Below are 26,171 nucleotides of genomic sequence, written 5' to 3'. Positions count from 1 at the left end.
AAATTAGAACGATTAGAAAGTTAAAAATGAAAATTGACGATTTAAATATAACTGCTCCATTTCTTTTTCTATCTTATTCCAAATAATCAGAAGAATTACTCGTCTATGTTAGAATATTTAATTAGAACAGATAATAACAAAAACTGTTAAAATAGTTAGTAGACTAATTTTGACAGCTTTTTTATTTTAATAAGGGAGATCTATTGTGGCACAAAAGAAATTACTCTTAATCGATGGAAACTCAGTTGCCTTTCGTGCCTTTTATGCTTTGTATCGGCAACTTGATCGCTTTACCAGTCCAGATGGCTTACATACTAATGCTATTTTTACTTTTAAAAACATGCTAGATGCTATTATCAAGCAAGTGGAACCAACTAATATCTTAGTTGCTTTTGACGCAGGTAAAGTAACTTTTAGAACCGCTATGTATAAAGACTACAAGGGCGGTCGGCAAAAGACACCTAGTGAATTACTTGAACAAATGCCGGTTATTCGTGAAATGCTGGCAGACCTAGGTATTAAAAGCTATGAATTGAAAAACTATGAAGCAGATGATATTATCGGTACTCTTTCTAAGATGGGTGAAGATGCGGGTTATAAAGTAGATGTTGTTACTGGTGACCGTGACTTAACTCAGCTTGCTTCAGACAAGACGACGGTTTTAATCACCAAAAATGGTGTTGGTGAGACTGAAGCTTACACTCCTGAGCATATGAAGGAAGTTAATGGTGTAACTCCAACTGAATTTATTGACATGAAGGCTCTCATGGGCGATAGCTCAGATAATTATCCTGGTGTTGAAGGAATTGGTCCAAAGACTGCTTCAAGTTTAATTCAAAAATATGGTTCAGTTGAAAATCTTTATGACCACATAGATGATTTGAAGAAATCTAAGCGTAAGGAACGACTTATCCGCGACAAAGACAAGGCATTTTTAGCTAAAAAATTGGCTACAATTGACCGTGAATCGCCTGTTGAAGTAACTCTTGAAGACACCGTTAAAAAAGAACCGGATTACGAGAAACTTCGCGATCTTTATGAAAGATTGGGTTTCAAGAAGTTCTTAGTAGAATTAAATCAAGATGTTACTGGTGGTGAATCCACTGATGCTGAAAATTATGATTACGTTGAATTGACCACTGACAATATCGCTGAATTAGATAACTTAGAAGAAAAAGAAATTAGCTTTTATCTTGAAATGCTTGGTGATAATTATCACTTAGCTCCGTTTGAAGGCTTCAGTTTAAAGGTTGGCGATCAAGTTTACGTTTCAAGAGACGTTGCATTGCTACAAGAGATGCCACTCAAAGGTATCCTTGAAAATAAAACTATCAAGAAGAATGTCTTTGACATTAAGCGGACTTATGTTGGATTACACCGTTTGGATATTACAGCAGGAGGTCTCGATTATGATATGCTTCTTGCTTCATACTTGGTTAATAATGAAAATAACTCTAACGATTTAGGTGAAGTTGCCCATCTTTATGATGAATATTCAGTTAAGACTGATTTAGAAGTTTATGGTAAGGGTAAAAAACAAGCAATTCCAGAAGATGAAGAATTCTTCAAACACTTAGCTGCCAAGGTTTGTGTGATTGAAAAATTGAAGCCAGAATTACTTAAGCTGCTCAAAGATCATGAACAAGATGATCTTTATGATGAAATTGAAATCCCGGTAGCTTTTGTTTTAGCAAAGATGGAAATCGCTGGAATGAAGGTAGAAGCTGGGACTTTGATTCAGCTTCAAAACGAATTTGCTACTAGATTGACAGAGCTTGAAAACAAGATTTATCAACAAGCTGGTGAACGATTCAACTTAAATTCACCTAAGCAGCTTGGGCATATTTTGTTTGAAAAGTTGAATTTACCACCAATTAAGAAGACAAAAACAGGTTATTCGACTTCAGTTGAAGTATTAGATCAATTAAAAACGCAAAGTCCGATTGTCAGTGAAATTTTAGATTACCGTCAAATTGCTAAAATCCAATCGACTTATGTTAAAGGTCTGCTTGACGTGATTCAAGCAGATGGTCGTGTTCATACACGCTATCTTCAAACATTGACTGCAACAGGACGCCTTTCTAGCGTTGATCCTAACTTGCAAAATATTCCAACAAAAACTGAAGAAGGTAAGCAAATTAGAAAAGCATTCGTACCAAGTGCTCCAGATGGCTATATTTTTTCATGTGACTATTCACAGGTTGAACTTAGAGTGCTAGCTCATGTTTCGGGCGATAGCAATATGCAAGAAGCCTTCAAGACTGGTTATGATATTCACGCCCACACCGCGATGAGAATTTTCCACTTAGAATCACCAGATGAAGTAACACCATTAATGCGGCGACATGCCAAGGCTGTAAACTTTGGGATCGTTTATGGAATCTCAGATTATGGTTTATCTAAGAATTTAGGTATTTCTAGAAAACGGGCCAAAGAATTCATTGACAGTTACTTCGAACAATATCCACAAATTCGTGAGTATATGGATAAAGCCGTTAAAGAAGCGCGTGAAAAGGGTTATGCCGAAACTATCATGCACAGAAGAAGATACTTACCTGATATCCATTCAAAAAACTTCAATGTTAGAAGTTTTGCTGAAAGAACTGCGATTAATTCACCAATTCAAGGTTCAGCCGCTGATATCATTAAAATTGCGATGATTAACATGCAGAAGAAATTGGAAGAATTACATTTAAAGACTAAGATGGTCCTTCAAGTTCACGATGAATTGATCTTTGATGTACCAAAGGATGAATTGGAAACAATGAAAAAGATTGTACCTGAAGTAATGCAATCAGCTGTTAGTTTGGATGTACCTTTGATTGCGGATTCAGGTTGGGGTCATAATTGGTATGATGCGAAGTAGGTGATTTTATGCCAGAAATGCCAGAAGTTGAAACTGTTAAACGTACTTTGACGCCTTTAATTAAGGGAAAAACTATCAAAAAAGTTACTTTATGGTATCCAAATATTGTTGCTACAGATCACGATGAATTTGTCAAAGAATTGCCTGGCAAAAAAGTAGTTGGTATTGATCGTTATGCAAAGTATTTACTAATTCGTTTGAGTGATAATTTGACAATTGTTTCTCATTTAAGAATGGAAGGAAAATACCATTTGGTAACGCCAGAAACACCAAAAGACAAACATGATCACGTTCAATTTGAATTTACTGACGCTACAGCTCTTCGCTATAACGATGTAAGAAAGTTTGGCCGGATGCAGCTCATTATCACTGGCACTGAGCGGCAAACAACAGGGATTGGTAAGCTAGGATATGAACCTAATTCTTCGGAATTTACTGACGAATATTTTATTAATGCACTAAAAAAGCGAAGCAAAAATATTAAAAATACCTTGCTTGATCAGACTGTTGTCGCAGGTCTTGGGAATATTTATGTCGATGAGGTTTTATGGAAAAGTGGAATTAACCCATTAAGTAGTGCTAATAAAATTCCTACGGATAAAGTGAAAGAATTAAGAAACATTATTAACCAGGAAATTGCTTTAGCAATTGAAAAACATGGTACGACTGTTCACACTTATTTAGATGCCAACGGGGATGTCGGTGGTTTCCAAGAATTTCTACAAGTTTATGGTCACGCTGGAGATAATTGCCCAAAATGTGGCAATATTTTAGAAAAAACTAAAGTAAATGGTCGCGGCACAACATATTGTCCTCATTGTGAGGTGATTTATAAGTGAGTTTAGTTATTGGCTTAACCGGCGGCATCGCAACTGGTAAAAGCGCTGCAGATGCTTATTTTAAAAAGCAAAATATACCAGTGATTGACGCTGATGAGATCGCTCATAATATTTTGAATAAAGGAAAAAGTGCCTGGAAGCAGGTAATTGAAACATTTGGGATAGAATATTTAAATAAAGACCAATCAATTAATCGTAGAAAGCTTGGACAGCTTGTTTTTAGTAATCAAACTCGATTGGCTAAATTAAATTCGATCACTCATCCTCTGATTCATGAAGAAATACTCCAACAAATTAAAGACTTTAGTCAAAATAATGACATCATAATTGTTGATATTCCGCTGCTTTTTGAAACTAATTCTGAGAGTATCTGTGATCAAACAATTGTAATTACTATTCCAAGAGAATTGCAAATTGAGCGTTTGATGAAGAGAAATAATTTTACCAGACAAGAAGCGGTCAAAAGAATTAATAGTCAGATGCCATTAAAAGAAAAAGAAGCTAAAGCTACCTATGTTGTGTCCAATACTGGTACAATAAGTGAATTAGAAAAAAATCTAGAAAAATTGTTATTAAAAATCAAACAAGAGGTATAGCTATGGAATGTCCTAATTGTCATGAGAACGCTTCACGAGTTATTGATTCACGTCCAAGTGATGAAAACCGCGCCATTAGACGTAGAAGAGAATGTGAAAATTGCGGCTTTCGTTTTACAACTTTTGAACGTGTAGAAACCGCGCCTTTGCTTGTTGTCAAAAACGATGGAACTCGTGAACCATTTAATCGTAAGAAAATCTTGCATGGTGTAATGGCTGCTGGTCAAAAGCGTCCAATTACAAGTGAACAATTTGAACGTTTAGTTGATGATGTCGAAAACAAAATTCGTAAACAAGGTATTAGCGAAGTTTCATCTAAGAAGATTGGGCAATTCGTTATGGATGATTTGGCAGATATCGACGATGTAGCCTACATTCGCTTTGCTTCCATCTATCGTGAATTTAAAGATATGTCTAGTTTTATGAAGACGATGGAAGACATGATGGCTAAAAGAGAGAAAGGGAATAATTAATGTTTAAAACTGCTGATCCTAAGCAGCCATATTTTGTCGTTAACAAACTTGAGCTTTTTCCTCAAGACGAAGAAGTACTGACTAAATTGTATCAACCAATTGTTGGCGGAATGGGAACGGCTTTATATCACACATTAATTCAGAATTTCAATCCCAATGCCACAATGATGGATGCCAAAGGTATTTATTTTTTGCAAGAACAATTAGAGATCAGTTTAGAGAACTTATTTGATTACTTGCATAAGCTTGAAGCAGTTGGTTTAGTTAAGACTTACTTGATCAGTAATGAAGTTATGGAATCGATTGCTTTTAAATTGCATAAAGTTCCATCTTCATCAGAATTTTATGCAACTCCGCTACTCAGTAGCTTATTGCGTGAAAAAATTGGTGACGTTAACTATGCTGAAATAAGTCGTTACTTTTCAAAGAAAAACCGTTATAGTCAAAAGCCACTTAAAGATGCACAAGACATTTCAGCGTCATTTCTGGAAGTGTTCAGTTTGCCAGAGGATGAGGCAATTAATCCGTCAGAACCGGTTAGACAAGCACAAGCTGATAATAGTGTAAAACCAGTTGAAACTGCTAAAGTTAACGATGATCATTCAATTGACTGGGATACTATTAAACAACAATTTGAGATGTACCAAATCAATCCAGGTGAAGTAGATAAGAACATGAGTCAAATTCAATCATTGATGAAGACTTTTGGCTTGTCTGAAATGGATTTTGTTAACGAAGTTTTGCCATTCTTATCAGGTAGAAATACACTTGATATGAATATGATTGCTAATCAAATCGCGGATAACTACAAGTCTATTACTACGCGTAAGCAACTGCAGCAAGAAGTTCAAGCTCATCCAGAAGATGCAAAGCTAGATTTAGAAGGTTTTGATGAAAAAGAGAAGAACCTGCTTCGTTTAGCACATACTATGTATCCTGCTGAATTCTTGTATCGGATGAAATCAAGAAAAGGTAGCGGGGGAATGGTGCAACCTGGTGAAAAACGTTTAATTTCTACATTAAATGGACGATATGGTTTGCCAACAGATATGATTAATGTGTTGATCTATGTCTGCTTGTTAGACCATGCCGGAGTGCCATCTAGTTATGCTTATCAGGTAGTTGATGACTGGCTACAAAAAGGTATTAAGACTGGGTCTCAAGCCTTGCGTTATACTAAGAAGCGTTTTGAAGAACAGCAACATAAAAAGACACGTTACAAAGTTAGAAATACGCAAAATAAGCGGGTTGAACAGGGGACCGATTGGGGCAAGAAAAAGGCAGAAATCGATCCTAATATTGACTTAGATAAATTAAGAGAATCTCTCAAAAAATATGAAGATTAAAATGAAGTAGGTGAGAAATAATGGAGCCAATTGGTAAAGTTATCAAAAAGATAGTTGAAGAACGTAATTTGGGCAATCAAGAACAGATTCAAAATGAGGTGTTAAGAGAACCACAAATTCAACTTTTTTTGCGTAAACACCAAGACCAGCTTAATTCTGCCATCGTAAAAAATAGCATGACTAATTTGTATGAATACTATAGTCAATTGCACAAACCTAACCAAGTGCTTAAAGGCTATCGACCAGAATTATTCATGAATGGTAAAGTGATTGACGTCCGTTATACACCAACTGAGCAAAAAATCGAAAATGACCATGAACGTGCTGTTAAGAAAAATTTGAAACTAATTGATTTGCCTAAACGCCTACATGATGTGAAATTTAGTGAACTAGATGTTGATGAAAATCGTGCGGTTGCTTTAAATGAGATGAATAGTTTTCTGAAGAAATACAAACAGGATCCTCATCAACGTGGACTATATTTAACAGGTAATTTTGGGGTCGGTAAGACTTACATGCTAGCCGGTTTAGCCAATCAAATTACATCGATGAATAGACAAGTGATTTTTTTACATGTGCCAACGTTCATCGCTAGCTTGTCCAGTCACTTCAATGACAATACCTTGCAAGACGAAATTCGAAAAATTTCTGATTGTGATGTCTTAATTCTAGATGATATTGGTGCCGAAAGCCTCAGCCAGTGGTCAAGAGATGACGTTTTAGGTGTGATTTTACAAGCTAGAATGGACAATGTTTTGCCAACATTTTTCTCAACAAACTTCGATTTTGAAAAGTTAGAGGCACATTTTGCAGAAACTAGAAATGCGATTGATCCTGTTAAGGCGGCAAGACTTATGCAAAGAGTGAAGTTCTTGGCTAAAGAAGTTGTCGTTTCAGGAGAAGATCGAAGAAAATTTTAAAAAAGGCTTGATTCGCATTTTGGAGCGCGTATAATATCAATTAATGAAAGAGACATGACAAGCTACGCTTCAGAGAGAATGACCTAGTTCTGGAAGTCATTCATTAGTGGCTTGCCCCACCTCTTTTAACCCCAAAATAAATATTTGGCTGGACTCCTTTATCAGTCCATAAGAGAGACTAGATTACGCTAGTCTGAATTTTGGGTGGAACCACGCTAATTAACGTCCCAGTGCAATGTCGCACTGGGACTTTTTTTATTATATTTTTACTGGAGGAACTTATGAGTTTTTCAATTACTTTGCCAGATGGCTCAAAGAAAGAATATGAAGAAGCATTATCAATCAGTGATTTAGCACATAATATTGCTACTTCACTTGGAAAAGCTGCTGTTGCAGGTAAGGTTAATGGTAAAATTAAGCCATTAGATTTTCAATTAGATAAAGATAGTGAAGTTGCTATTATTACTGATAAAGATGAAGAAGGTTTAGATGTTTTACGTGCAACTGCTGCATTTGTTTTTGAAGCAGTTGCTAAGAACAAGTATCCAGAACTTCGCTTCGGTGATCACGTTGCTGACGAAGGCGGCTTCTATGTTGACACTGATAAGAGTGATCAAATTAAAGTTAGCGAATTGCCAGAATTTGAAAAGGCAATGCAAAAGATGATCAAGAATGGTCAAGCAATTGAACGTGTTGAAGTTGCTAAGTCTGAATTAGAAGATCGTTTTAAGGATGATCCATACAAGTTGGAACTTCTTAAGAAGATCGATGGCGAAAAAGTTGATGCTTATAAGTTGGGCGATTTCGTTGATTTTGGCTTTGATGCATTACTTCCAAACACTGGTAAGATTAAGAACTACAAGCTTTTGTCAGTTGCTGGTGCTTACTGGCTTGGTAAGTCTTCAAACCCAATGCTTCAAAGAATTTTTGGTACAGCATTCTTCAAGAAGGCTGCTTTAGATGAAGATTTGAAGCGTCGTCAAGAAATTAAGGAACGTGACCACCGTACTATTGGTCGTGATCTTGACTTGTTCTTTGTTGATCCTAAAGTTGGTGCAGGTCTTCCATACTGGATGCCAAAGGGTGCTACTATTCGCCGTGTTGTTGAACGCTACATCGTTGATAAAGAAGTGGCTGATGGTTACAAGCATGTTTACACTCCAGTATTGATGAATGTTGATGCTTACAAGACTTCAGGCCACTGGGCACACTACCGTGATGACATGTTCCCACCAATGGACATGGGTGATGGTGAAATGCTTGAACTTCGTCCAATGAATTGTCCTTCACATATTCAAATTTACAAGCACCACATTCGCTCATACCGTGACTTACCACTTCGTATTGCAGAACTTGGTATGATGCACAGATACGAAAAGTCAGGTGCTTTGTCAGGTCTTCAACGTGTTCGTGAAATGACATTAAATGACGGTCATACATTCGTATCATTAGACCAAATCAGAGAAGAATTTGCTAAAGTTTTGAAGTTGATCATGGATGTTTACCACGATTTCGGTATTACTGATTACTACTTCAGATTATCTTACCGTGACCCAAAGAACACTGATAAATACTACGCAAATGACGAAATGTGGGAAACATCTCAATCAATGCTTAAGGCTGCTATGGATGACCTTGGTCTTGACTATGTTGAAGCAGAAGGTGAAGCTGCATTCTACGGTCCTAAGCTTGATATCCAAACTAAGACTGCTTTGGGTAATGATGAAACTATGTCAACTATCCAACTTGACTTCATGCTTCCAGAAAGATTTGGCTTGAAGTATGTTGGTCAAGATGGTGAAGAACACCAACCAGTTATGATTCACCGTGGTATTGTTGGTACTATGGAAAGATTCATCGCTTACTTAATCGAAATTTACAAGGGTGCCTTCCCAACTTGGCTTGCACCAGTTCAAGCTGAAATTATTCCAGTTAACAACGAAGCTCACGGTGAATACGCTGAAAAGGTTCGTGCAGAATTAGCTAAGCGCGGCTTTAGAGTTGAAGTTGACGACAGAAATGAAAAATTGGGATACAAGATTCGTGAATCACAAACTCAAAAGGTTCCATACACTTTGGTATTGGGTGATGAAGAAATGAAGTCTAACTCAGTAAATGTACGTCGTTACGGTACTGAAGAAGAGATTTCTAAGAGTCTTGAAGATTTCATTAACGAAATTGAAGCTGATGTTAAGTCATACTCAAGAGAAAACTAATTAAATATTTAACAATAAAGCTACTAGATCAGGTTAATTGCCTAAAATCTAGCAGCTTTTTTTGGTGGAAAAATTATTGAAAAATAGGTAAAATAGATTATGCTTATTTTGCCCAAATTTGTTCAAAAGAATTGTAAGATCGTATTGACGTGTATGGTGCAAACGAGTATACTACTACTAGTTGAGAACAAGAAGAAGCTCCCGCTTCTCGCCTAAGTTAAATTAACCTCTAGGCTGATCGATATTTTCTGTTGATTAAAGGCGGGCGTTACTTATCCCGCCTTTTTCTTGTCCTCAAATTAACACGGAGGTGAAGAGTCATACCAAGAGATTTGATATTAAACGAAAGAATTCGCGCTCGCGAAGTTCGTTTGATCGATGCAGATGGTGAACAAGTTGGCGTTATGAGTAAGAATGATGCTTTACGTCGTGCAAGCGATGAAGGCCTTGATTTAGTTCTTATTTCACCAAACGCTAAACCACCAGTAGCTCGAGTAATGGATTACGGTAAGTACCGCTTCGAACAACAGAAGAAGCTTAAGGAATCCCGTAAGAAGTCTAAGACAATTAGTGTCAAAGAAATTCGTTTAAGCCCAACTATTGAAGGTAACGATTTTGAGACTAAGTTGAAGCATGTTCGCAAGTTCCTCACTAAGGAAAATGCCAAGGTTCGTGTTTCAATTCGTTTTAGAGGTCGAGCAATCACTCACAAGGAATTAGGACAACAAGTACTTGAGAAGATGGCCGAAGCTACATCAGATATTGCTAATGTAACTAGCAAGCCTAAGATGGAAGGCCGCTCAATGTTCTTGATGCTTGCTCCTAAGAGTGATAAGGACAAAAATAAAAAGTAGTTAATTGGAGGAATTTTACAATGCCAAAAATGAAAACACACCGCGCTTCTGCTAAGCGTTTTAAGAGAACTGCAAATGGTGGTTTAAAGCGTCACCACGCATTTACTGGTCACCGTTTCCACGGTAAGACTAAGAAGCAACGTCGTCACTTGAGAAAAGCTGCTATGGTTTCACGCAGCGACATGAAGCGTATCAAGCAAATGCTTGCTCAAATGCGTTAATTGATAAATAGAACGATAGTAGGAGGAATTTCTGATGCCAAGAGTTAAAGGTGGAACTGTAACACGTAAACGTCGTAAAAAGGTTTTAAAGCTTGCCAAGGGTTACCGTGGCGCAAAGCATATGCAATTTAAGGCAGCAAGCACTCAATTGTTTGTTTCCTACAAGTACGCATTCCGTGACCGTAGAAGACGCAAGAGCGACTTCAGAAAGTTATGGATCGTTCGTATTAACGCAGCTGCAAGACAAAACGATATGTCTTACTCTAAGTTAATGCACGGTCTTAAGGTTGCTGGCGTTGACATGAACCGTAAGATGTTAGCTGACATTGCTTACAACGATTCAGAAACTTTTGCAAAGCTTGTTGAAACTGCAAAGAAAGCTTTGAACTAATAAATAGAAAAAGCGCGTGATAGACGCGTTTTTTTTATGCCAAAAATTATCAAAAAGTAGTCCATTTCTGATAAGATAGGAATAGTACATTCATGAAGGGAAAATCGGAAAATGTTATTTCGACCTAAATATACTATTGATACAATTTATCACTTTGATACTGATAAACTGCATAAGATGGGCATTAAAGCTGTCTTCTCAGATCTAGATAATACTTTGCTTGCTTGGAATAAGTTTGAAACAGCAGAAGAGATGAATAAATTAAATCAGCGGTTAAAGAAGGCTGGTATTAAATTAGTTGTTATTTCCAATAACAACGCCGAAAGAGTGGGTAAAGTACTTAACCCATATGGCATCGCTTTTGTTGCTAAGTCAAGAAAGCCACTTCCTTTTGCAATTACTAAAGAACGCAAGCGACTAGGTCTTCAAAAAGATCAAGTTATGATGGTAGGCGATCAGTTAATCACTGATATGCAAGCTGGAAACTTAGCTGGTGTTCAAACTGTTCTTGTTAAACCATTAGTTGAAACTGACAAATGGAATACAAGAATTAATCGCTTTTTTGAAAAAATTATCTTTTTCTTTTTATCCTTATCGCATCGTGTAACTTTCAAGGAGAATTTAAAAAATGGATGATGAAATTATTTGTATTGGGTGCGGGGCTAAGCTTCAATCAGACGATCCTAAGCAAGCTGGCTACTTACCGGCCAGTGCTTTGAAGAAAGCGCAAGAAACAGAAGATACTGACGTATATTGCCAAAGATGCTTTAGACTTCGTCATTATAATGAAATTATGCCAGTTGATTTAAATAATGATGACTTCTTGGCTTTACTTAATTCCTTAGCTGAAAAAAAGGCTCTAGTTGTTAATGTAGTAGATTTATTTGACTTTTCAAATTCACTGCTTAGTTCATTAAAGAGATTTGTTGGGGACAATGATTTTATTTTGGTAGGAAATAAGTTTGATCTTTTCCCATTAAATACTTGCCAAAGCAAGATTAAAGATTGGATGAGACAAGAAGCTAACCGCATGGGACTTCATCCTAAAGAAATCTTTTTAATTAGTGCAGCCCGTCAAAAGTATTTGGATGACTTAATTGAGTATTTAAATAAGGCTTCACAAAAAGAAGATATTTACTTTGTTGGGATGACTAATGTAGGTAAGTCTACATTAATTAACGCTATCATAGATAAAATGGGGGATATTAAGGATTTAATTACCACCTCACGTTTTCCAGGTACTACTTTGGATCGAATTGAAATTCCACTTGAAAATGGTCATTATTTAGCTGATACACCCGGCATCATGAGTCAAAATCAATTGGCTACTAGACTTAATCCTAAAGATTTAGAGAGTGCATCCCCTAAAAAGCCATTAAAGCCTGCTACTTTCCAAATTAAGCCAGGAAACACGATTTTCTTAGGTGGACTTGGCCGAATTGACTTTATTAAGGGTGATCCAGCCGGTTTTACTGTCTATGCAGCCCGCGCCGTAACGCTCCACCGCACCAAGACAAGCAATGCCGATGATTTTTATCAAAAGCATGTTGCGGAAATGTTAACCCCGCCTACTGGCAGTGATTACTTACCACCACTAAAAGGACAAGAATATCATACTGACTTTAAGAGTGATTTACTCTTTGGTGGGATCGGATTTGTGACTGTTCCAGCAAATTGCGTTGTGAAAACATATACACCTGATAAAATAGGTTTAGGAATCCGTCGAGCTTTAATTTAGAGGTTTTAATATGAGTAATTCTAGATGCATTGAGAAAAAGCCGATTACCAAAACAGAATTACAAATAAATTCTAATCGTCCTGGTCGGCAAATTGGTATTATGGGTGGAACTTTCAATCCAGTTCATATCGCTCATTTGGTAGCTGCAGAACAAGCAATGACAAAACTTCGTTTAGATGAAGTATGGTTTATTCCTGATAATATTCCTAATTTAAAAAAGGCCCCCGTCAATGTAACGCCTAAAGATCGTGCAACCATGCTTGATTTAGCAACGAGAGACAATCCTAAGTTCCGCGTAAAATTACTCGAACTTTTCCGCGGTGGGATCTCATATACAATTGATACAATGCGCTATTTAACAGAAAAAGCTCCACAAAATAATTATTATTTAATTATGGGGAGCGATCAGGTAAATAGTTTTCATCGCTGGAAAGATGCAGATGAACTTGCTAAATTAGTAACTTTGGTCGGAATTCGTCGCCCCGGGTATCCACAAGATCCAAAATATCCAATGATTTGGGTTGATGCACCAGATATTCGCTTGTCATCAACTGCGATACGTCAAGCTGTTGCAACTGGCACTTCAATTAGATATTTGGTTCCTGATAAAGTAAGAGAATATATTGAGGAAAAGGGGCTTTACCTTGACTAAATTGGTTTTTAAAGAAACTTTTTCGCCATTATCAAGTGACGAAATTATTGCCAAAGAAAAGGCTAATATGGATGACAACCGTTTTGAGCACTGCGTTAGAGTGAGTGAAACTGCTAGAAAATTAGCTAAGCTTAATAATTATGATGAAGATAAGGCAGCTTTAGCTGGTTTTGTCCATGATTATGCAAAGCAAGTACCAGTTGAAGAATATCGCCAAGTCATTAAGGATGAAGGCTTTGATCCAGATTTACTCAATTGGAATCGTGCAATTTGGCACGGAATTGTCGGAACTTACTTTATCAAGCGTGATTTAAAAATTACTGATCCAGAGATTTTGCAGGCTGTATGGCGTCATACTACTGCTGATGTAGAAATGACTACTTTAGATAAAATAGTTTTTATGGCTGATTATATCGAACCTGGAAGATCATTTGATGGAGTAGAAGAGGCACGCAAGATTACCTTTAAGAATTTGGATGAAGGCGTAGGTTATCAATTGGCGCATACACTTGAATTCTTAATCGAAAATAGAAATAAAGTTTATCCACGAACATTGCAAGCATACAATGTCTGGAGTATTAAAAAATAAAGGAGAACAATTTGAAAAATACAGAAATTTTAGATTTTGCTTTAAAGGCAATTAGTGATCGTCATGGTGAAGATACTGAAGCATATGACATGCGTGGTATCAGTATTTTATCAGACTTTTTTGTAGTTACCAGTGCAGGTTCAAATCGTCAACTTCATGCAATTGCAAATTCAATTGTTGAAGAAGCTCATGAACACAATTACACTGACTACCGTATTGAAGGTACCAGAGACTCAAATTGGCTTTTGATTGACTTAGGTGATGTTGTTGTTAACATCTTTACTAAGGATGCTCGTGAATTCTATAACCTTGAGAAGTTATGGATAGATGGTAAACAACTTGAGGTAAAAGAAGACTAATGAGCGTAGTTGGGATTATTTCTGAATACAATCCTTTCCATAGTGGACATGAATTTTTGATGAATCAAGCCCGACTGGTTGCAGGAGATGATCCGATCATTGTTATCATGTCCGGTAATTATGTTCAACGCGGCGAAATGGCAATTATGGATAAATGGTCTAGGGCTAAGGCTGCTTTAGCTTCGGGAGCTGATTTAGTTTTTGAGATGCCCTTTTCCACTGCTGTTGAAGCAGCTGATCTTTTTGCGTTAGGTTCAATTGAAATTCTTAATAAGTTAGGCGTAGAAACGCTGGTATTTGGAGTAGAAGATGCCAATTTAAACTTTGCTTATTTGGGCGGTCGAATTGCTGAAATTCCTCAATCTTCAATGGACTTTCGTGATTATAGCCAGACTTATTCGACGCAATATAATCAGATGGTTGCTCGTGAAGTTGGATATGAAGTTAATGCACCAAATGCAATTTTAGGACTAGCATATGCTGTTGCTAATCATAATTTAGGTGCACCAATGACACTTCATCCGATTAATCGAATCGGTGTTGGACATGATGATATTTTAAAAACAACTAGTGCCGTTCAAAGTGCAAGTGCGATCAGAAATTTATTGCTCCATGGTGAAGATACTAGTCAATTAAAGGAATGGCTACCTAAAGAAGAAGCTGAAGCCTTAAGTAAGCAAAAAATTTATCCCAATTGGAATATACTGTTTCCATTTTTGAAATATCGTATTGAATCATCTTCAGTTGAAGAATTGCAGAAAATTTATCAAATGAGTGAGGGACTTGAATACAAAATGAAGGCAGAAATTCACTTGGCACGTGATTTTACTGAGTTTTTACGCCGAATTAAATCTAAGCGGTATACTTATTCACGTTTACGCCGCCTTTGTCTATATACTTTACTTAACGTCAGCCAAGATGATATTATTCAGAGTTTTAATCATGAAGCTGTAATGCTTTTAGGCTTTAGTAAGTTAGGTCGTCAATACTTAAAGGAACACCGCAAAGATTTTGACATTGAGATTGTTTCTAAGGTTGATAAGAAGAATTCTCGCGACGGCTCAATAGCCTTACAAGTGCGAGTAGATCGTTTATTTGAGCAAATTATGCACGTTGATCAAAATTTTGGTCGACGTCCAATCGAGGGATAAAATAAAATGTTAACTCTAAGTTTTTCAAGAATTAAAAATTCAAGCGCTCCAATTACACATGTTGAACGCGAAGTTGAAATTCGCCCTGAGTTTTTGGAAAGAGCAAAAAAATTATTATATAAAGCAGAAAATATTCAAGTAACTGGTGACTTGTTCTACGATGAACCATATGTTACAGGAAACTTCCATGTCGAAGCAGACTTAGTTGTGCCTTCAAGTAGAAGTTTGAAGCCAGTATCTTATCATGAAAAATTTTCTTTTACAGAAAATTACACTCAGGATAAGCCGACTAAGGAAGAAATTGAAGAAAATCCAGATCCAATTGTTTTGATCAACCATGATCAAATTGATCTTCAAACAGCAGTTGAAGATAATATCTTGCTTAACATACCTTCAACCATTCTTACTCCGGAAGAAGAGGATGATGATGTTTATCCAGAAGGAAATGATTGGGAAGTTGTTTCAGAGCATGACTTTGAAGAAGGTAAGAAGAATCAAATCAATCCAGCCTTTGCTAAATTAAAGGTTTTGTTTGAAGATAATAATGACGATCAGGGTAAATAGACTGAATATAGATAAGCAAGTAATACTTTCCTAAGATTACTTGCTTTTTTCCTTGTTTTTGATACTTTTTTAAAGTATCCTTTAAATATGAAACATTTATTAATTCTTAGTCTTAACTAAGAGATATTTTATGGACGGGAACTGAATAGATAATGGCAAAAATTCTGATTATTGAAGATGAAAAGAACTTAGCTCGTTTTGTACAACTTGAATTACAACACGAGAATTATGAGACTGTAGTAGAAAATAATGGTCGTAAAGGTTTAGATCAAGCCCTTAACGAAAACTTTGATGCAATTTTACTCGATTTGATGCTTCCAGATTTGAATGGTTTGGAAATTGCACGTCGAGTACGTCAAGTTAAAACCACCCCAATCATTATGATGACTGCTAGAGATTCTGTGATAGACCGAGTTTCTGGTTTAGATCACGGTGCAGATGACTATATTGTTAAGCCTTTTGCAATTGAAGAATTGCTGGCTAGATTACGTGCAGTTTTACGTAGAGTAAAAATTGAAAAGGATGCACAAAATGTCACTGTTTCTAAGCAACAAATTGTGAAGTTTAAAGACTTAACAATTGAAACTGCTAACAGAATCGTTCATCGCGGAGACGGTAAGGCAATTGATCTTACTAAACGTGAATACAATTTGCTCATGACTTTGATTAACAACAAGAATAATGTTGTAAGTCGTGACCAACTTTTGAGTAAAATTTGGGGACCTGAATCAAACATCGAAACTAATGTTGTTGAAGTATATGTACGTTACTTGCGTAATAAGATTGACGTGCCAGGTCAACCATCATACATCAAGACAGTCCGTGGTACTGGATACATGGTAAGAGATGAAGATGATGGCGAATAAAGAAAAAGTGAAGAAAAATAAGAAGGAGACCAAGCACTCATCCCTAATAATTAAGTGGGTAAGTATCGTTTCATTGACGATTACGGTCTCCTTTATTATTTTTTCAGTAATTATATATTCGACTGTTAGTCAGCAGACTTTGATCCAGCAAGAGCAAACTTCAAATCGTGTTGTTCAAACATTGCAGACACAATTACAATCGATTTCTGAAGAGTTACAAATTTCTAATGTTGTACCGGCTCTGTCACCGTCAACTAGAAGAATTTTGAATGGTGGTCCTAATATTTCTGGCTCAGCTGACTCAAGAGAAAGCAATAATGCTTTTAATGATGCCTTGGTTTCTTCGATTTCTAATCCTGACATCAGTGTTGGAGTTTATAACTTACATAGAGAAGTTGTCTTTGCTAACGGATCAACCACACCAAAGCTAGAATCATTTAGCGGTGATATTAAATATAAAAAAGTTAATACTAAAGGTAACGGTTCAAGCCTGATTACATACAGCAGAATTAGATCTACTAAGAACAATAAGCTGATTGGCTATGTGGTTGTTGCCAATAAAATGACTAATTACAACAGATTAATGCATAATCTACTCAGATGGATGCTACTTATTTCTGTTTTTTCAATTCTTCTCTTTACACTAATATCATATTTTGTTGTTAAAGATGTTGTTAATCCGATTAAAAATATTTCAGCAGTTGCTAAAAAAGTTAATGAAGATCCAAATAGCAATGTTAGAATTGAAAATCTTAATCGTGATGATGAATTACAAGAATTGAGTACGTCATTAAACCTAATGCTTGATCGAATGCAGCGCTATATTGATCAACAAAAAGAATTCGTAAGCGATGTTTCTCATGAATTGAGAACGCCAGTAGCGGTAATTGAAGGACATTTGGGAATGCTTAAGCGTTGGGGTAAAGATGATCCAGAAATTCTGGATGAATCAATTGATGCCTCACTTCAAGAAGCTGATCGAATGAAGCACTTGATTCAAGAAATGCTAGACTTGACTCGTGCAGAACAAATTGATGTTCAATATCCTAATGCTGTAACCAACGTAAATGAGGTTCTGAGACGCGTTGCAGGTGATATGGCAATGGTACATAACGACTTCAATATTCAGCTTGATATGGATGATTTACCAGCTGATACGAAGATTCAGATGTATTCCAGTCACTTGGAGCAGGTTTTGATTATTTTGATTGATAATGGGATCAAGTATTCAACTGATCTCAAACAAATTAATATCTCAGCAGGTGTTAGTGAGCAAATAGTTTCAATCATGGTTCAAGATTTTGGAGAAGGGATTTCAGAAGAAGATAAGACGAAAATCTTCAATCGCTTCTATCGTGTCGATAAGGCACGAACTCGTGAAAAAGGTGGTAATGGGTTAGGTTTATCAATTGCTCAGAAGCTAGTTTCTTCATATCATGGTGAAATTAGTGTTGACTCAGTTCAAGGTCAAGGTAGTCAATTTAAAATTTCTTTCCCAGTTTTATCAAAAGCTAAGGCTGAAGAATTGGAAAAACTTGATAACGAAAGAAAAAAGAAAGACTTGCCATCTGGAATTTTAAGTTAAAGCAACAAAAAAAAGCTTTCCTCGATTTGGGAAAGCTTTTTGTATGGATAAATTATTTACGTTTTTGTTGCTTACCTTGATTACGCTTGCGTAGATCTTGGTGCAATTCTTGTGTTTTGCTGTCGGCTTTATTAGTGGTTTTAGTGCTAAATAAATCATCAATATCAGCTTGAGTGACTACTATTTGAGTTGGGTTATTTTCCAATTCTTTAGCAACACGCTTCTTTTCGTTAGGGGTAATGATGAAAGTTACAATTAATTGTTGAATAATCATAACAAAGTTACCTGCAGCCCAGTATAAAGCTAAAGCTCCTGAGAATGATAAACTGAAGAATAAAGTCATGATTGGGTTCATGAACATCATTGATTGCATGGTTTTCTTTTGTTCTTCAGGAATTCCGATCAATGAGAGATAACCTTGAATCACAGCGAAAACAGTGGCTACAATTGCTAAGACAACTGACTTATCATTCAAAGAAATACCAAAGAAAGTTGCATGTCTCATTACAGATGAATAAGCTACGGCCTGATAAATACCAATCATAATTGGCATTTGAATCAATAATGGTAAACAACCAACACCGCCGATCATTGAAACATTATTCTTAGAATATAGTTCACGCTGCCAAGTTGACAGTTGCATTTGTTGCTCTGGCGTAATTGGCTTACGACGCATAGCTTCTTGAATTAACTTCATTTGTGGTTGAAGCCGTCTCATCTTTTCTTGTTGAGTGACACTCTTTTTTTGTTGAGAAAGCATCAGTGGTAGCAAGATGGTTCTTACAACTAAAGTAATAATTACGATTGACCAACCAATTCCATCAGCTCCGCCAATAGCATTACCAGTTGAGAGCATGATTCTTTGAATTGGTAAACTGATATATTGGAAGATCCAACCATAAATTCCGCCATGAGGAGGAGTGCTAGTATTGATATTACCACCAGAACAGCCTGTTAATACAAGACTAACTAGTAAAACTAGAGTAAGAACTCCAGCATATTTTCGATATTTTTTCATTAAATCACCTGTTTATTTTCTAGTTGACTTTAATATAATACATGAAAACCATGCATCTTTTCCACCCCTGATAGCTTTGTAATATTAATATCTGCAATTTTTGCAAAAGGTGAGATAAAATCAGGTAATTTTTTGACAAATTTATCAAGTGTATCACGATCAGCTTGAAGGATAATTGTGACGGTTGAATCTGAATTATTTCTCACAGTGCCATTAATGCCCAAATTTTGAGCGCAATTTTGAACACTCCAGCGAAAACCGACTCCTTGAACAATTCCTGAAGCAATTAATTTCCAAGTTTGCATTTTAATCCTCTTTTCTTTAAACTATTTAGCTTTGATTCTAACATGTTCATTTTATACAATAAGAAAGAAGATAGAAAGGAATCACTATGCAGCAAATTAGTTCAGTTAACAATAAATTGGTTAAAAATTTAGCCAAACTAAACAAAAAGAAATATCGCGAAGATACTGGCTTATACATTATTGAGGGTTTCCACTTAATCGAAGAAGCATTAAAAGCCCACAAAAAATTTAAATACCTTCTGGGAAGCGATGAAGCTCTTTCTAAGGCCGAAGCAGAGTACGGTATTGACTTATCTGCTAAGAATGTTATTTTGATTAATACGTCAATTTCACGTCATTTAAGTGCTACAACGAATTCACAAGACATTTTTATGATTTTGAAAATTGCTCAACCAAAAGAATTCAACTTCAATTATGGTAAGTGGGTTTTACTCGATAATTTGGCGGATCCTGGCAATGTTGGAACGATTATTAGAACAGCGGATGCTGCCGGCTTCACTGGCGTAGTCCTTTCACCAGAAAGTGTCGATTTATATAATCCTAAAGCTCAAAGAGCAATGCAAGGTAGTCAATTCCACCTTGATTTGATTATCAAAAACCTAGGCGATACAATTACTGATCTAAAAGCAAATGGTATTCTCGTTTATGCAAGTATGCTAGATAAGACTGCCAAACAATTGCAAGATTTTGAAAAAGAACCACAACTTGGGTTAGTTATTGGGAATGAAGCTCACGGAGTAAGTGATTTTGTTGCTAATTTAAGCGATGAAAAATTGTACATTCCAATTAAAGGACAAGCCGAGTCATTGAATGCCGCAGTTGCAGCCGGAATTATGATCTATCATTTTGCTTAAATGCTTTTGCTTGTATTAAGTAAGTGAATTATCTATAATATGATTATTCAGAGCTTTTAAGTTAATATGATAATATTTGATCAGGAGGGAAAATTATGGCTCAAGGAGTAAAAGAAAAGAGCATTGGTGACTGTAAACCTGAAGATTACGAATTATGTGGACATTTTATTAATGCTTTTAAAATTATTGGGAAAAAGTGGAATGGCTTAATCATCAGTTCACTTTGCGATACTCAAGATATGCGTTTTAAAGATTTGGCTCGCTGCATTGAAGCATGCTCAGATCGTGTATTGGTAGAACGTCTTAAAGAATTAGAAGAAGACGGTATTGTCGATAGAAAAGTTGGTAAAGAAACAGGTATTATTTCATATAGCTTGACGCCAAAGGGTAAGGCTTTAAAGCCGGTATTTGATTCAGTTCACGACTGGGCAGATAAATGGGCATAAGTACTTGCAAGAAGATTAAAAATGAATTATCCTATTAGTTAATTACTAAGAACAAGACTAGTAACAAAGAAAGCTAAAAAAGAGAGGCCTTTTTACCAGCTGAAAGAAAGGCTTTAGTGGAATTTGTGAATTTCATCTTGGAAGTTGGATCTAATCAATTCCGGTATTTCACCGTTATCGAAAACAAGAGTGTGAGTCTTTTTGGACTCAAACTAGGGTGGTACCGCGAAGCTTCGTCCCTTTTGGGGACGGAGCTTTTTTGTTTGAAAGGAAAAAGTAATGGACTTATTTGAAAAGTTAAAGGAACTTCGCCAAAAAGGTCTTGATGAAATTAAAAAGGCCACTGATGAAGAACACCTTAATGAAGTTCGAGTAGAATTAATCGGACGTAAAGGTGAATTAACTAAGATTTTACACTCAATGGGTGATATCGCACCTGAAGATAGACGTGAAGTTGGTCAAAAAGTTAACGAACTTCGTGATTTATTCAATAAGCAACTAGGCGAATCAAAAGATAAGATTGTTGCAGCCTTAATTGCACAAAAGATGGAAGAAGAGCGCGTTGATGTAACTCTTCCAGGTAGAAGACAAAAGCTAGGCTCAAAGCATCCAATTAACATTATTTTGGATGATTTGGAAGCATATTTTATCGGAATGGGTTATCAAGTAGTTCAAGGTCCAGAAATTGAAACTGATCATTATGTCTTTGAAATGATGAACTTACCAAAGGATCACCCAGCTCGTGATATGCAAGCAACTTTCTATATTGATGATGAAAACTTGCTCAGATCACAAACATCAGGTGATCAAGCACGGGTTCTTGAAAAACACGACTTTTCAAAAGGTCCATTAAAGATGGTGGGGCCTGGTAAAGTTTACCGTCGCGATGATGATGATGCTACTCACTCACACCAATTCATGCAAATGGAAGGTTTAGTAATCGATAAGCACGTTACTATGAGTGACTTGAAGGGAACTCTTGAAATGATTGCTAAGCATATCTTTGGTCAAGATCGTGAAACCCGTCTTCGTCCAAGTTACTTCCCATTCACTGAACCATCTGTTGAAATGGACGTTGCCTGCTTCAATTGTGGTGGTAAAGGTTGTGCAATCTGTAAATACACTGGTTGGATTGAAGTATTAGGCGCTGGTATGGTTCATCCAAACGTTTTAGAAAACGCTGGCGTTGATTCAACTGTTTATGGCGGCTTTGCTTTTGGTGTTGGTTTGGACCGTTTCGCTATTCTTAAATACGGTATCGATGATATTCGTGATTTCTACACAAATGATATTCGTTTCTTAGATCAATTCCGTAAGGAGGAAGATTAATGCTCGTTTCATATAATTGGTTACAAGACTTTATTGATTTAGATCAAGATCCTAAGGCTTTAGCTGAAAAGATCACAAGAACTGGTGTTGAAATTGCTGATGTTGATCATCCTGAAGAAGGTCTTAAAAAGATTGTTGTCGGTAAAGTTCTTGACTGTGAAGATGTTGAAGGAACCCACTTACATTTAACTCATGTTGATGTAGGCGAAGAAGAACCTTTACAAATTGTCTGTGGTGCGCCAAATGTTGCTGCAGGTCAATTAGTTATTGTGGCTCTTCACGGTGCTAGAATCGCTGGTAACGAAAAAATTAAAAAGGGTAAAATCCGTGGTATTGAAAGTTATGGCATGATCTGTGGCTTACAAGAAATTGGTTTTGCAGATAGTGTTGTTCCAGAAGAATTCGCTGACGGTATTTACGTTTTCCCAGAAGATGCTGAGGTTAAGCCTGGTCAAGATGTTTACGAAGCTTTAGGTATGGACGATTACATCTTAGACTTCGATATTACGCCCAACCGTGCTGATACACTTTCAATGGAAGGTGTAGCTTATGAAGTTGGTGCAATTGTTAACCAAAATCCTAAAATTGAAGAAGTTGTCTTAAAAGAAGACGGACCAGATTGGACTAACGAGCTTGATGCAGAAGTTGATGCTAAGTTAGCTCCAAAATACTACTTGCGTAAAGTAAGCGGAGTTAAAATCGCTCCAAGTCCATTATGGATGCAAAGAAGACTTTGGAATGCTGGTATTCGTCCAATTAACAACATAGTTGATATAACTAATTACGTTATGCTTTTAACAGGTCAACCAATGCACGCTTACGATGCTCGAAGCTTCAAGAGTGGCAAGTTAGTTGTTAGAAAAGCAGAAAAGGGCGAAAAATTAACTTTATTAAACGATAAAGAAGTTGAACTTGATCCAAACGATATCATTATTACTAATGGTGAAACTCCAGTAATGATGGCTGGTGTTATGGGCGGCTTGAATTCTGAAGTTGAAGATGACACTACTGACGTAATTTTAGAATCTGCTGTCTTTGATGGTACTTTGGTTCGTAAAGCAGCTCTTCGTCATGCTAACAGAACTGAAGCTTCAAGCCGTTTTGAAAAAGGCATTAACTGGGATAATACTGAAAAGGCAATTAATATGGCTGCAATTTTGCTCAGAAATGAAGCAGAAGGAACAGTTGACGAAGGTTTGATTAAGGCTACAGACACTAAACGTGAACCTGCAGTTGTTAAGACTTCAGTTGCTCATATTAATGGCGTTTTAGGTACTGAACTTAAAAACAGTGAAGTAGTTGCACTTCTTGATCGCTTGAACTTTGATGTTGAAGAAAATAATGGTGAATTAACTATTACTATTCCTAACAGAAGATGGGATATTTCAATTCCAGCTGATATTGTTGAAGAAGTTGGTCGTCTTTACGGTTACGACAACTTGAAGTCAACTCAACCACTTCTTGCAGAAACTCATGGTGGCTATTCTCCAGAAGAAACAGCAATTCGTCGCATCAAGAATATTGTTGAAGGACAAGGCTTAATGGAAGCAATTTCTTATTCATTGACTTCACCTGAGCAAGCTGTTCGCTACACAATGGATCCAAAGCCACTTGTTCAAGTAGAAATGCCTTTGAATTCATCTCGTTCAGCTATGCGTGAAAACTTGATGACTGGCTTAGTTGATGCAGCAAGCTACAACATGGCACGTAAAGAAAAGCAATTGCACTTCTTTGAACAAGGTCGTGTTTATGATCATGAAAATGACACTTTCAATGAACATGAACACCTTGCTACCCTTTATGCTGGTGATACGTTCAACGAAAACTGGCAACATGAAAATAGAAAGATTGACTTCTACTTTGTAAAGGGACAATTGGAAAACTTATTTGACGCAATCGGACTTGATGAAAATAAAATTGTCTACAAGGCTGCGGAAATTGATGGAATGCACCCAACTCGTACTGCTGCAATTTATTTAGACAAAGAATATATCGGAATGATCGGGATGGTTGCTCACGCTGTAACTCTTGCAGATAAGTCATTGCGCGGTTCAGAACTTTATGGTTACGAAATCGATCTTGATGTAATTATTAAGCATTTAACTAAGGGATTGAAGTCTAAACCAGCTCCTAAATACCCAGCAATTAGCCGTGACTTGTCAATTTTGATTAATAAGAAGTTGACTAATGCCCAAGTTGAAAACGTTATTAAGGCTAACAGTGGTAAGTATCTAAAAGAATTGCGCGTTATTGACGTTTATGAAGGTGCTCATATTGAAATGGGTAAAAAGAGTATTGCCTACAACTTAACTTTCTTAAATGAAAAGGATACTTTAACTGATGATGTTGTAAATAAGGCAATGAGTAAGATTACAGAATCTCTTGAAAACGAATTAGAAGCAATTATTAGATAAAGGTTGACTTTGACTAGATAAATCAATATCATTGATCAGTACATAAGAGATTTATTTTTAATTGCTAAGGAGTATATAACAAATGGCAGAAAAATCATTTCCAATGACTGCTGAAGGTAAGAAGAAACTTGAAGCAGAATTAAAAGATTTAAAGCTTGTTAAACGTCCAGAAGTTATTAACCGTATTAAGGTTGCGCGTTCATTTGGTGACTTGTCAGAAAATTCAGAATACGATGCAGCTAAGGATGAACAAAGCCACTTAGAAGACAGAATTGCTCAAGTAGAAGAAATGCTTAAGTACGCACAAGTTGTTGATGCAGATTCTGTTGATCCAAATGAAGTTTCAGTTGGTAAGACTGTTACTTATACTGAAGTCGGTGAAGATGATCCTGAAACCTACACTATCGTAGGTAGTGACGAATCAGATCCATTGAACGGAAAGATTTCAAATGATTCACCAATTGCACAAGCATTGCTTGGTAAGAAAAAGGGTGAAACTGTATCAATCACCACCCCAGGTGGTAAGTTTGACGTTGTTATTAACGATGTTGAAGCTTAAAGAAAGAGATCAGGTTCGCCTGGTCTCTTTTTGCTAGAAAGGACTTTAAAAATGAGAAAAATTGGTATTATCGGGATGGGCCACGTTGGAGCAACAGTTGCTTACACTTTATTTACCCACGGAATCGCTGATGAATTGATTTTAATTGATAACAATGAAAACAAGGTGGAAGCTGAATACAACGACTTGCATGATACTTTAGCTAGAAACAACTACTTTGTTAACGTGAGAATGCAAGATTGGGAAGCTTTAAAAGACGCTGACTTAATCATCACTGCATTTGGTGATATCGCTGCCTCAGTTAAGACAGGGGACCGTTTCGGTGAATTTAATTTGAACGCTAAAAATGCCAAGGAAGTTGGTAAGAAGATCAAGGAAACCGGCTTTAACGGTGTAATTATCAACATTTCTAACCCATGTGATGCAATTACTCAAATTTTGCAAGAAACTACTGGCTTGAAGAAGAACCGCGTCTTCGGTACTGGTACTTTCCTTGATACTGCTAGAATGCAAAGAATTGTTGGTGAAAAGTTGGGGCAAGATCCACGTAATGTTGAAGGATTTGTGTTAGGTGAACACGGTGCTTCACAATTTACTGCTTGGTCAACAGTTCGTGTGAACAACAAGATTGCTTTGCAATTGTTCGATGAAGAAGATCAAGAAAAGATCAGTGAACAATCAAACAAGAACTCATTCAAGGTTGCTAATGGTAAAGGCTACACTAGCTATGCAATTGCTACTTGTGCAGTTAAGTTAGTTCAAGCTGTCTTTAGCGATGCTCGTTTGTACTGCCCAGTTTCAACTTACAATCCAGAATTTAAGACTTACATTGGCTACCCAGCAATTGTTGGTCGCGATGGAATTGAAGAAGTAATTGAATTGAAGTTAACTGCTGAAGAACATCAAAAACTTGAAGCTTCAGCTGACAAGATCAAAGAACACCTTGAACAATTGAAGTAATAGCGTAAGCGTCTAAAAACAAGGTACCTATCTTAGCTCCGTTTTCTGTCATATACTAGC

Annotated in this window: 27 protein-coding genes and 2 other annotated features; of the genes, 25 read left to right on the top strand and 2 right to left on the bottom strand. The window is 36.5% G+C overall.

Translation table 11 applies throughout. From position 1 onward, the window contains the following. The first annotated feature begins 205 nt into the window (after nt 1-205). The 19 genes from polA to FC46_RS02025 all read left to right on the top strand — a co-directional run bounded on the left by polA (nt 206) and on the right by FC46_RS02025 (nt 18,226). Nucleotides 206-2,866: a DNA polymerase I gene (gene polA, locus FC46_RS02115; protein WP_057797396.1), complete on the top strand. Its 2,661-nt coding sequence runs from the start codon at nt 206-208 to the stop codon at nt 2,864-2,866. Nucleotides 2,867-2,874: 8 nt separating this feature from the next. Continuing rightward, complete coding sequence (gene mutM, locus FC46_RS02110; protein ID WP_057797395.1) at nt 2,875-3,705, top strand: bifunctional DNA-formamidopyrimidine glycosylase/DNA-(apurinic or apyrimidinic site) lyase; 831 nt, start codon at nt 2,875-2,877, stop codon at nt 3,703-3,705. Next, on the top strand, nt 3,702-4,301 hold the full coding sequence (gene coaE / locus FC46_RS02105; protein ID WP_057797394.1) for a dephospho-CoA kinase: 600 nt from the start codon (nt 3,702-3,704) through the stop codon (nt 4,299-4,301). The genes mutM and coaE overlap by 4 nt, the downstream gene beginning before the upstream one ends. Before the next feature lie 2 nt (nt 4,302-4,303). Further along, complete coding sequence (gene nrdR / locus FC46_RS02100) at nt 4,304-4,774, top strand: transcriptional regulator NrdR (protein WP_057797393.1); 471 nt, start codon at nt 4,304-4,306, stop codon at nt 4,772-4,774. Then, the gene (locus tag FC46_RS02095; RefSeq protein ID WP_057797392.1) at nt 4,774-6,120 is read left to right on the top strand and encodes a DnaD domain protein; all 1,347 of its coding nucleotides are present in this window, start codon (nt 4,774-4,776) and stop codon (nt 6,118-6,120) included. Before nrdR ends, FC46_RS02095 begins: the two co-directional genes overlap by 1 nt. 20 nt (nt 6,121-6,140) lie before the next feature. Further along, nucleotides 6,141-7,040 (top strand): primosomal protein DnaI, encoded by a 900-nt coding sequence (gene dnaI / locus FC46_RS02090; RefSeq protein ID WP_057797391.1) that lies wholly within the window; start codon nt 6,141-6,143, stop codon nt 7,038-7,040. Between the two features lie 281 nt (nt 7,041-7,321). Continuing rightward, entirely contained in the window at nt 7,322-9,256 is a 1,935-nt protein-coding gene (thrS, locus tag FC46_RS02085; protein ID WP_057797390.1) for a threonine--tRNA ligase, read from the top strand. 183 nt (nt 9,257-9,439) lie between these two features. Continuing rightward, nucleotides 9,440-9,551, top strand: a sequence feature (ribosomal protein L20 leader region). 37 nt (nt 9,552-9,588) lie between these two features. After that, nucleotides 9,589-10,110: a translation initiation factor IF-3 gene (gene infC, locus FC46_RS02080; RefSeq protein ID WP_057797389.1), complete on the top strand. Its 522-nt coding sequence runs from the start codon at nt 9,589-9,591 to the stop codon at nt 10,108-10,110. 20 nt (nt 10,111-10,130) lie between these two features. Then, a complete protein-coding gene (gene rpmI, locus FC46_RS02075; RefSeq protein ID WP_004046139.1) occupies nt 10,131-10,331 on the top strand; it encodes a 50S ribosomal protein L35 in 201 nt (66 codons plus the stop codon). Between the two features lie 34 nt (nt 10,332-10,365). Then, entirely contained in the window at nt 10,366-10,722 is a 357-nt protein-coding gene (rplT, locus tag FC46_RS02070; protein WP_057797388.1) for a 50S ribosomal protein L20, read from the top strand. Nucleotides 10,723-10,833: 111 nt separating this feature from the next. After that, the gene (locus tag FC46_RS02065) at nt 10,834-11,358 is read left to right on the top strand and encodes a YqeG family HAD IIIA-type phosphatase (RefSeq protein WP_057797387.1); all 525 of its coding nucleotides are present in this window, start codon (nt 10,834-10,836) and stop codon (nt 11,356-11,358) included. Then, nucleotides 11,351-12,460 (top strand): ribosome biogenesis GTPase YqeH, encoded by a 1,110-nt coding sequence (gene yqeH, locus FC46_RS02060; RefSeq protein ID WP_057797386.1) that lies wholly within the window; start codon nt 11,351-11,353, stop codon nt 12,458-12,460. Before FC46_RS02065 ends, yqeH begins: the two co-directional genes overlap by 8 nt. 10 nt (nt 12,461-12,470) lie before the next feature. Then, nucleotides 12,471-13,112, top strand: coding sequence for a nicotinate-nucleotide adenylyltransferase (locus FC46_RS02055; protein ID WP_057797385.1), 642 nt, complete (start codon nt 12,471-12,473; stop codon nt 13,110-13,112). Further along, on the top strand, nt 13,105-13,701 hold the full coding sequence (gene yqeK / locus FC46_RS02050) for a bis(5'-nucleosyl)-tetraphosphatase (symmetrical) YqeK (protein WP_057797384.1): 597 nt from the start codon (nt 13,105-13,107) through the stop codon (nt 13,699-13,701). The genes FC46_RS02055 and yqeK overlap by 8 nt, the downstream gene beginning before the upstream one ends. An 11-nt stretch (nt 13,702-13,712) precedes the next feature. Then, nucleotides 13,713-14,060, top strand: coding sequence for a ribosome silencing factor (gene rsfS / locus FC46_RS02045; RefSeq protein ID WP_057797383.1), 348 nt, complete (start codon nt 13,713-13,715; stop codon nt 14,058-14,060). Continuing rightward, on the top strand, nt 14,060-15,211 hold the full coding sequence (locus tag FC46_RS02040) for a nucleotidyltransferase (RefSeq protein ID WP_057797382.1): 1,152 nt from the start codon (nt 14,060-14,062) through the stop codon (nt 15,209-15,211). The genes rsfS and FC46_RS02040 overlap by 1 nt, the downstream gene beginning before the upstream one ends. Nucleotides 15,212-15,217: 6 nt before the next feature. After that, nucleotides 15,218-15,775: a DUF177 domain-containing protein gene (locus tag FC46_RS02035; RefSeq protein ID WP_057797381.1), complete on the top strand. Its 558-nt coding sequence runs from the start codon at nt 15,218-15,220 to the stop codon at nt 15,773-15,775. 152 nt (nt 15,776-15,927) lie between these two features. Beyond that, a complete protein-coding gene (locus FC46_RS02030; RefSeq protein ID WP_057797380.1) occupies nt 15,928-16,641 on the top strand; it encodes a response regulator transcription factor in 714 nt (237 codons plus the stop codon). After that, nucleotides 16,622-18,226 carry a HAMP domain-containing sensor histidine kinase gene (locus FC46_RS02025; protein WP_157046772.1) on the top strand — a complete coding sequence of 535 codons (1,605 nt, stop codon included), beginning with the start codon at nt 16,622-16,624 and terminating at the stop codon, nt 18,224-18,226. The genes FC46_RS02030 and FC46_RS02025 overlap by 20 nt, the downstream gene beginning before the upstream one ends. 52 nt (nt 18,227-18,278) lie before the next feature. On the opposite strand, the gene yidC is transcribed toward FC46_RS02025, so the two are convergent. Both yidC and FC46_RS02015 read right to left on the bottom strand, forming a co-directional pair. Beyond that, nucleotides 18,279-19,244, bottom strand: coding sequence for a membrane protein insertase YidC (gene yidC, locus FC46_RS02020; protein WP_057797378.1), 966 nt, complete (start codon nt 19,242-19,244; stop codon nt 18,279-18,281). A gap of 29 nt (nt 19,245-19,273) precedes the next feature. Beyond that, the gene (locus tag FC46_RS02015; RefSeq protein ID WP_057797377.1) at nt 19,274-19,549 is read right to left on the bottom strand and encodes an acylphosphatase; all 276 of its coding nucleotides are present in this window, start codon (nt 19,547-19,549) and stop codon (nt 19,274-19,276) included. A gap of 86 nt (nt 19,550-19,635) precedes the next feature. Between FC46_RS02015 and FC46_RS02010 the strand changes: the two genes are divergently transcribed. The 6 genes from FC46_RS02010 to FC46_RS01985 all read left to right on the top strand — a co-directional run bounded on the left by FC46_RS02010 (nt 19,636) and on the right by FC46_RS01985 (nt 26,111). Beyond that, on the top strand, nt 19,636-20,403 hold the full coding sequence (locus FC46_RS02010; RefSeq protein WP_057797376.1) for a TrmH family RNA methyltransferase: 768 nt from the start codon (nt 19,636-19,638) through the stop codon (nt 20,401-20,403). A gap of 95 nt (nt 20,404-20,498) precedes the next feature. After that, nucleotides 20,499-20,849, top strand: coding sequence for a winged helix-turn-helix transcriptional regulator (locus tag FC46_RS02005; protein WP_057797375.1), 351 nt, complete (start codon nt 20,499-20,501; stop codon nt 20,847-20,849). Nucleotides 20,850-20,887: 38 nt separating this feature from the next. Further along, nucleotides 20,888-21,093: a binding site (T-box leader), on the top strand. A 35-nt stretch (nt 21,094-21,128) separates the two neighbouring features. Continuing rightward, nucleotides 21,129-22,178 (top strand): phenylalanine--tRNA ligase subunit alpha, encoded by a 1,050-nt coding sequence (pheS, locus tag FC46_RS02000; RefSeq protein ID WP_057797374.1) that lies wholly within the window; start codon nt 21,129-21,131, stop codon nt 22,176-22,178. Then, nucleotides 22,178-24,592, top strand: coding sequence for a phenylalanine--tRNA ligase subunit beta (gene pheT / locus FC46_RS01995; RefSeq protein WP_057797373.1), 2,415 nt, complete (start codon nt 22,178-22,180; stop codon nt 24,590-24,592). The genes pheS and pheT overlap by 1 nt, the downstream gene beginning before the upstream one ends. Before the next feature lie 82 nt (nt 24,593-24,674). After that, the gene (gene greA / locus FC46_RS01990) at nt 24,675-25,151 is read left to right on the top strand and encodes a transcription elongation factor GreA (RefSeq protein ID WP_057797372.1); all 477 of its coding nucleotides are present in this window, start codon (nt 24,675-24,677) and stop codon (nt 25,149-25,151) included. 51 nt (nt 25,152-25,202) lie between these two features. Continuing rightward, nucleotides 25,203-26,111 (top strand): L-lactate dehydrogenase, encoded by a 909-nt coding sequence (locus FC46_RS01985; RefSeq protein WP_057797371.1) that lies wholly within the window; start codon nt 25,203-25,205, stop codon nt 26,109-26,111. Nucleotides 26,112-26,171 lie beyond the last annotated feature (60 nt).

The organism is Lactobacillus kalixensis DSM 16043, from assembly GCF_001434335.1.
GTDB lineage: Bacteria > Bacillota > Bacilli > Lactobacillales > Lactobacillaceae > Lactobacillus > Lactobacillus kalixensis.
The sequence above is the reverse complement of the archived record's forward strand: the minus strand, read 5'-3'. Positions and strand labels throughout refer to the sequence as shown.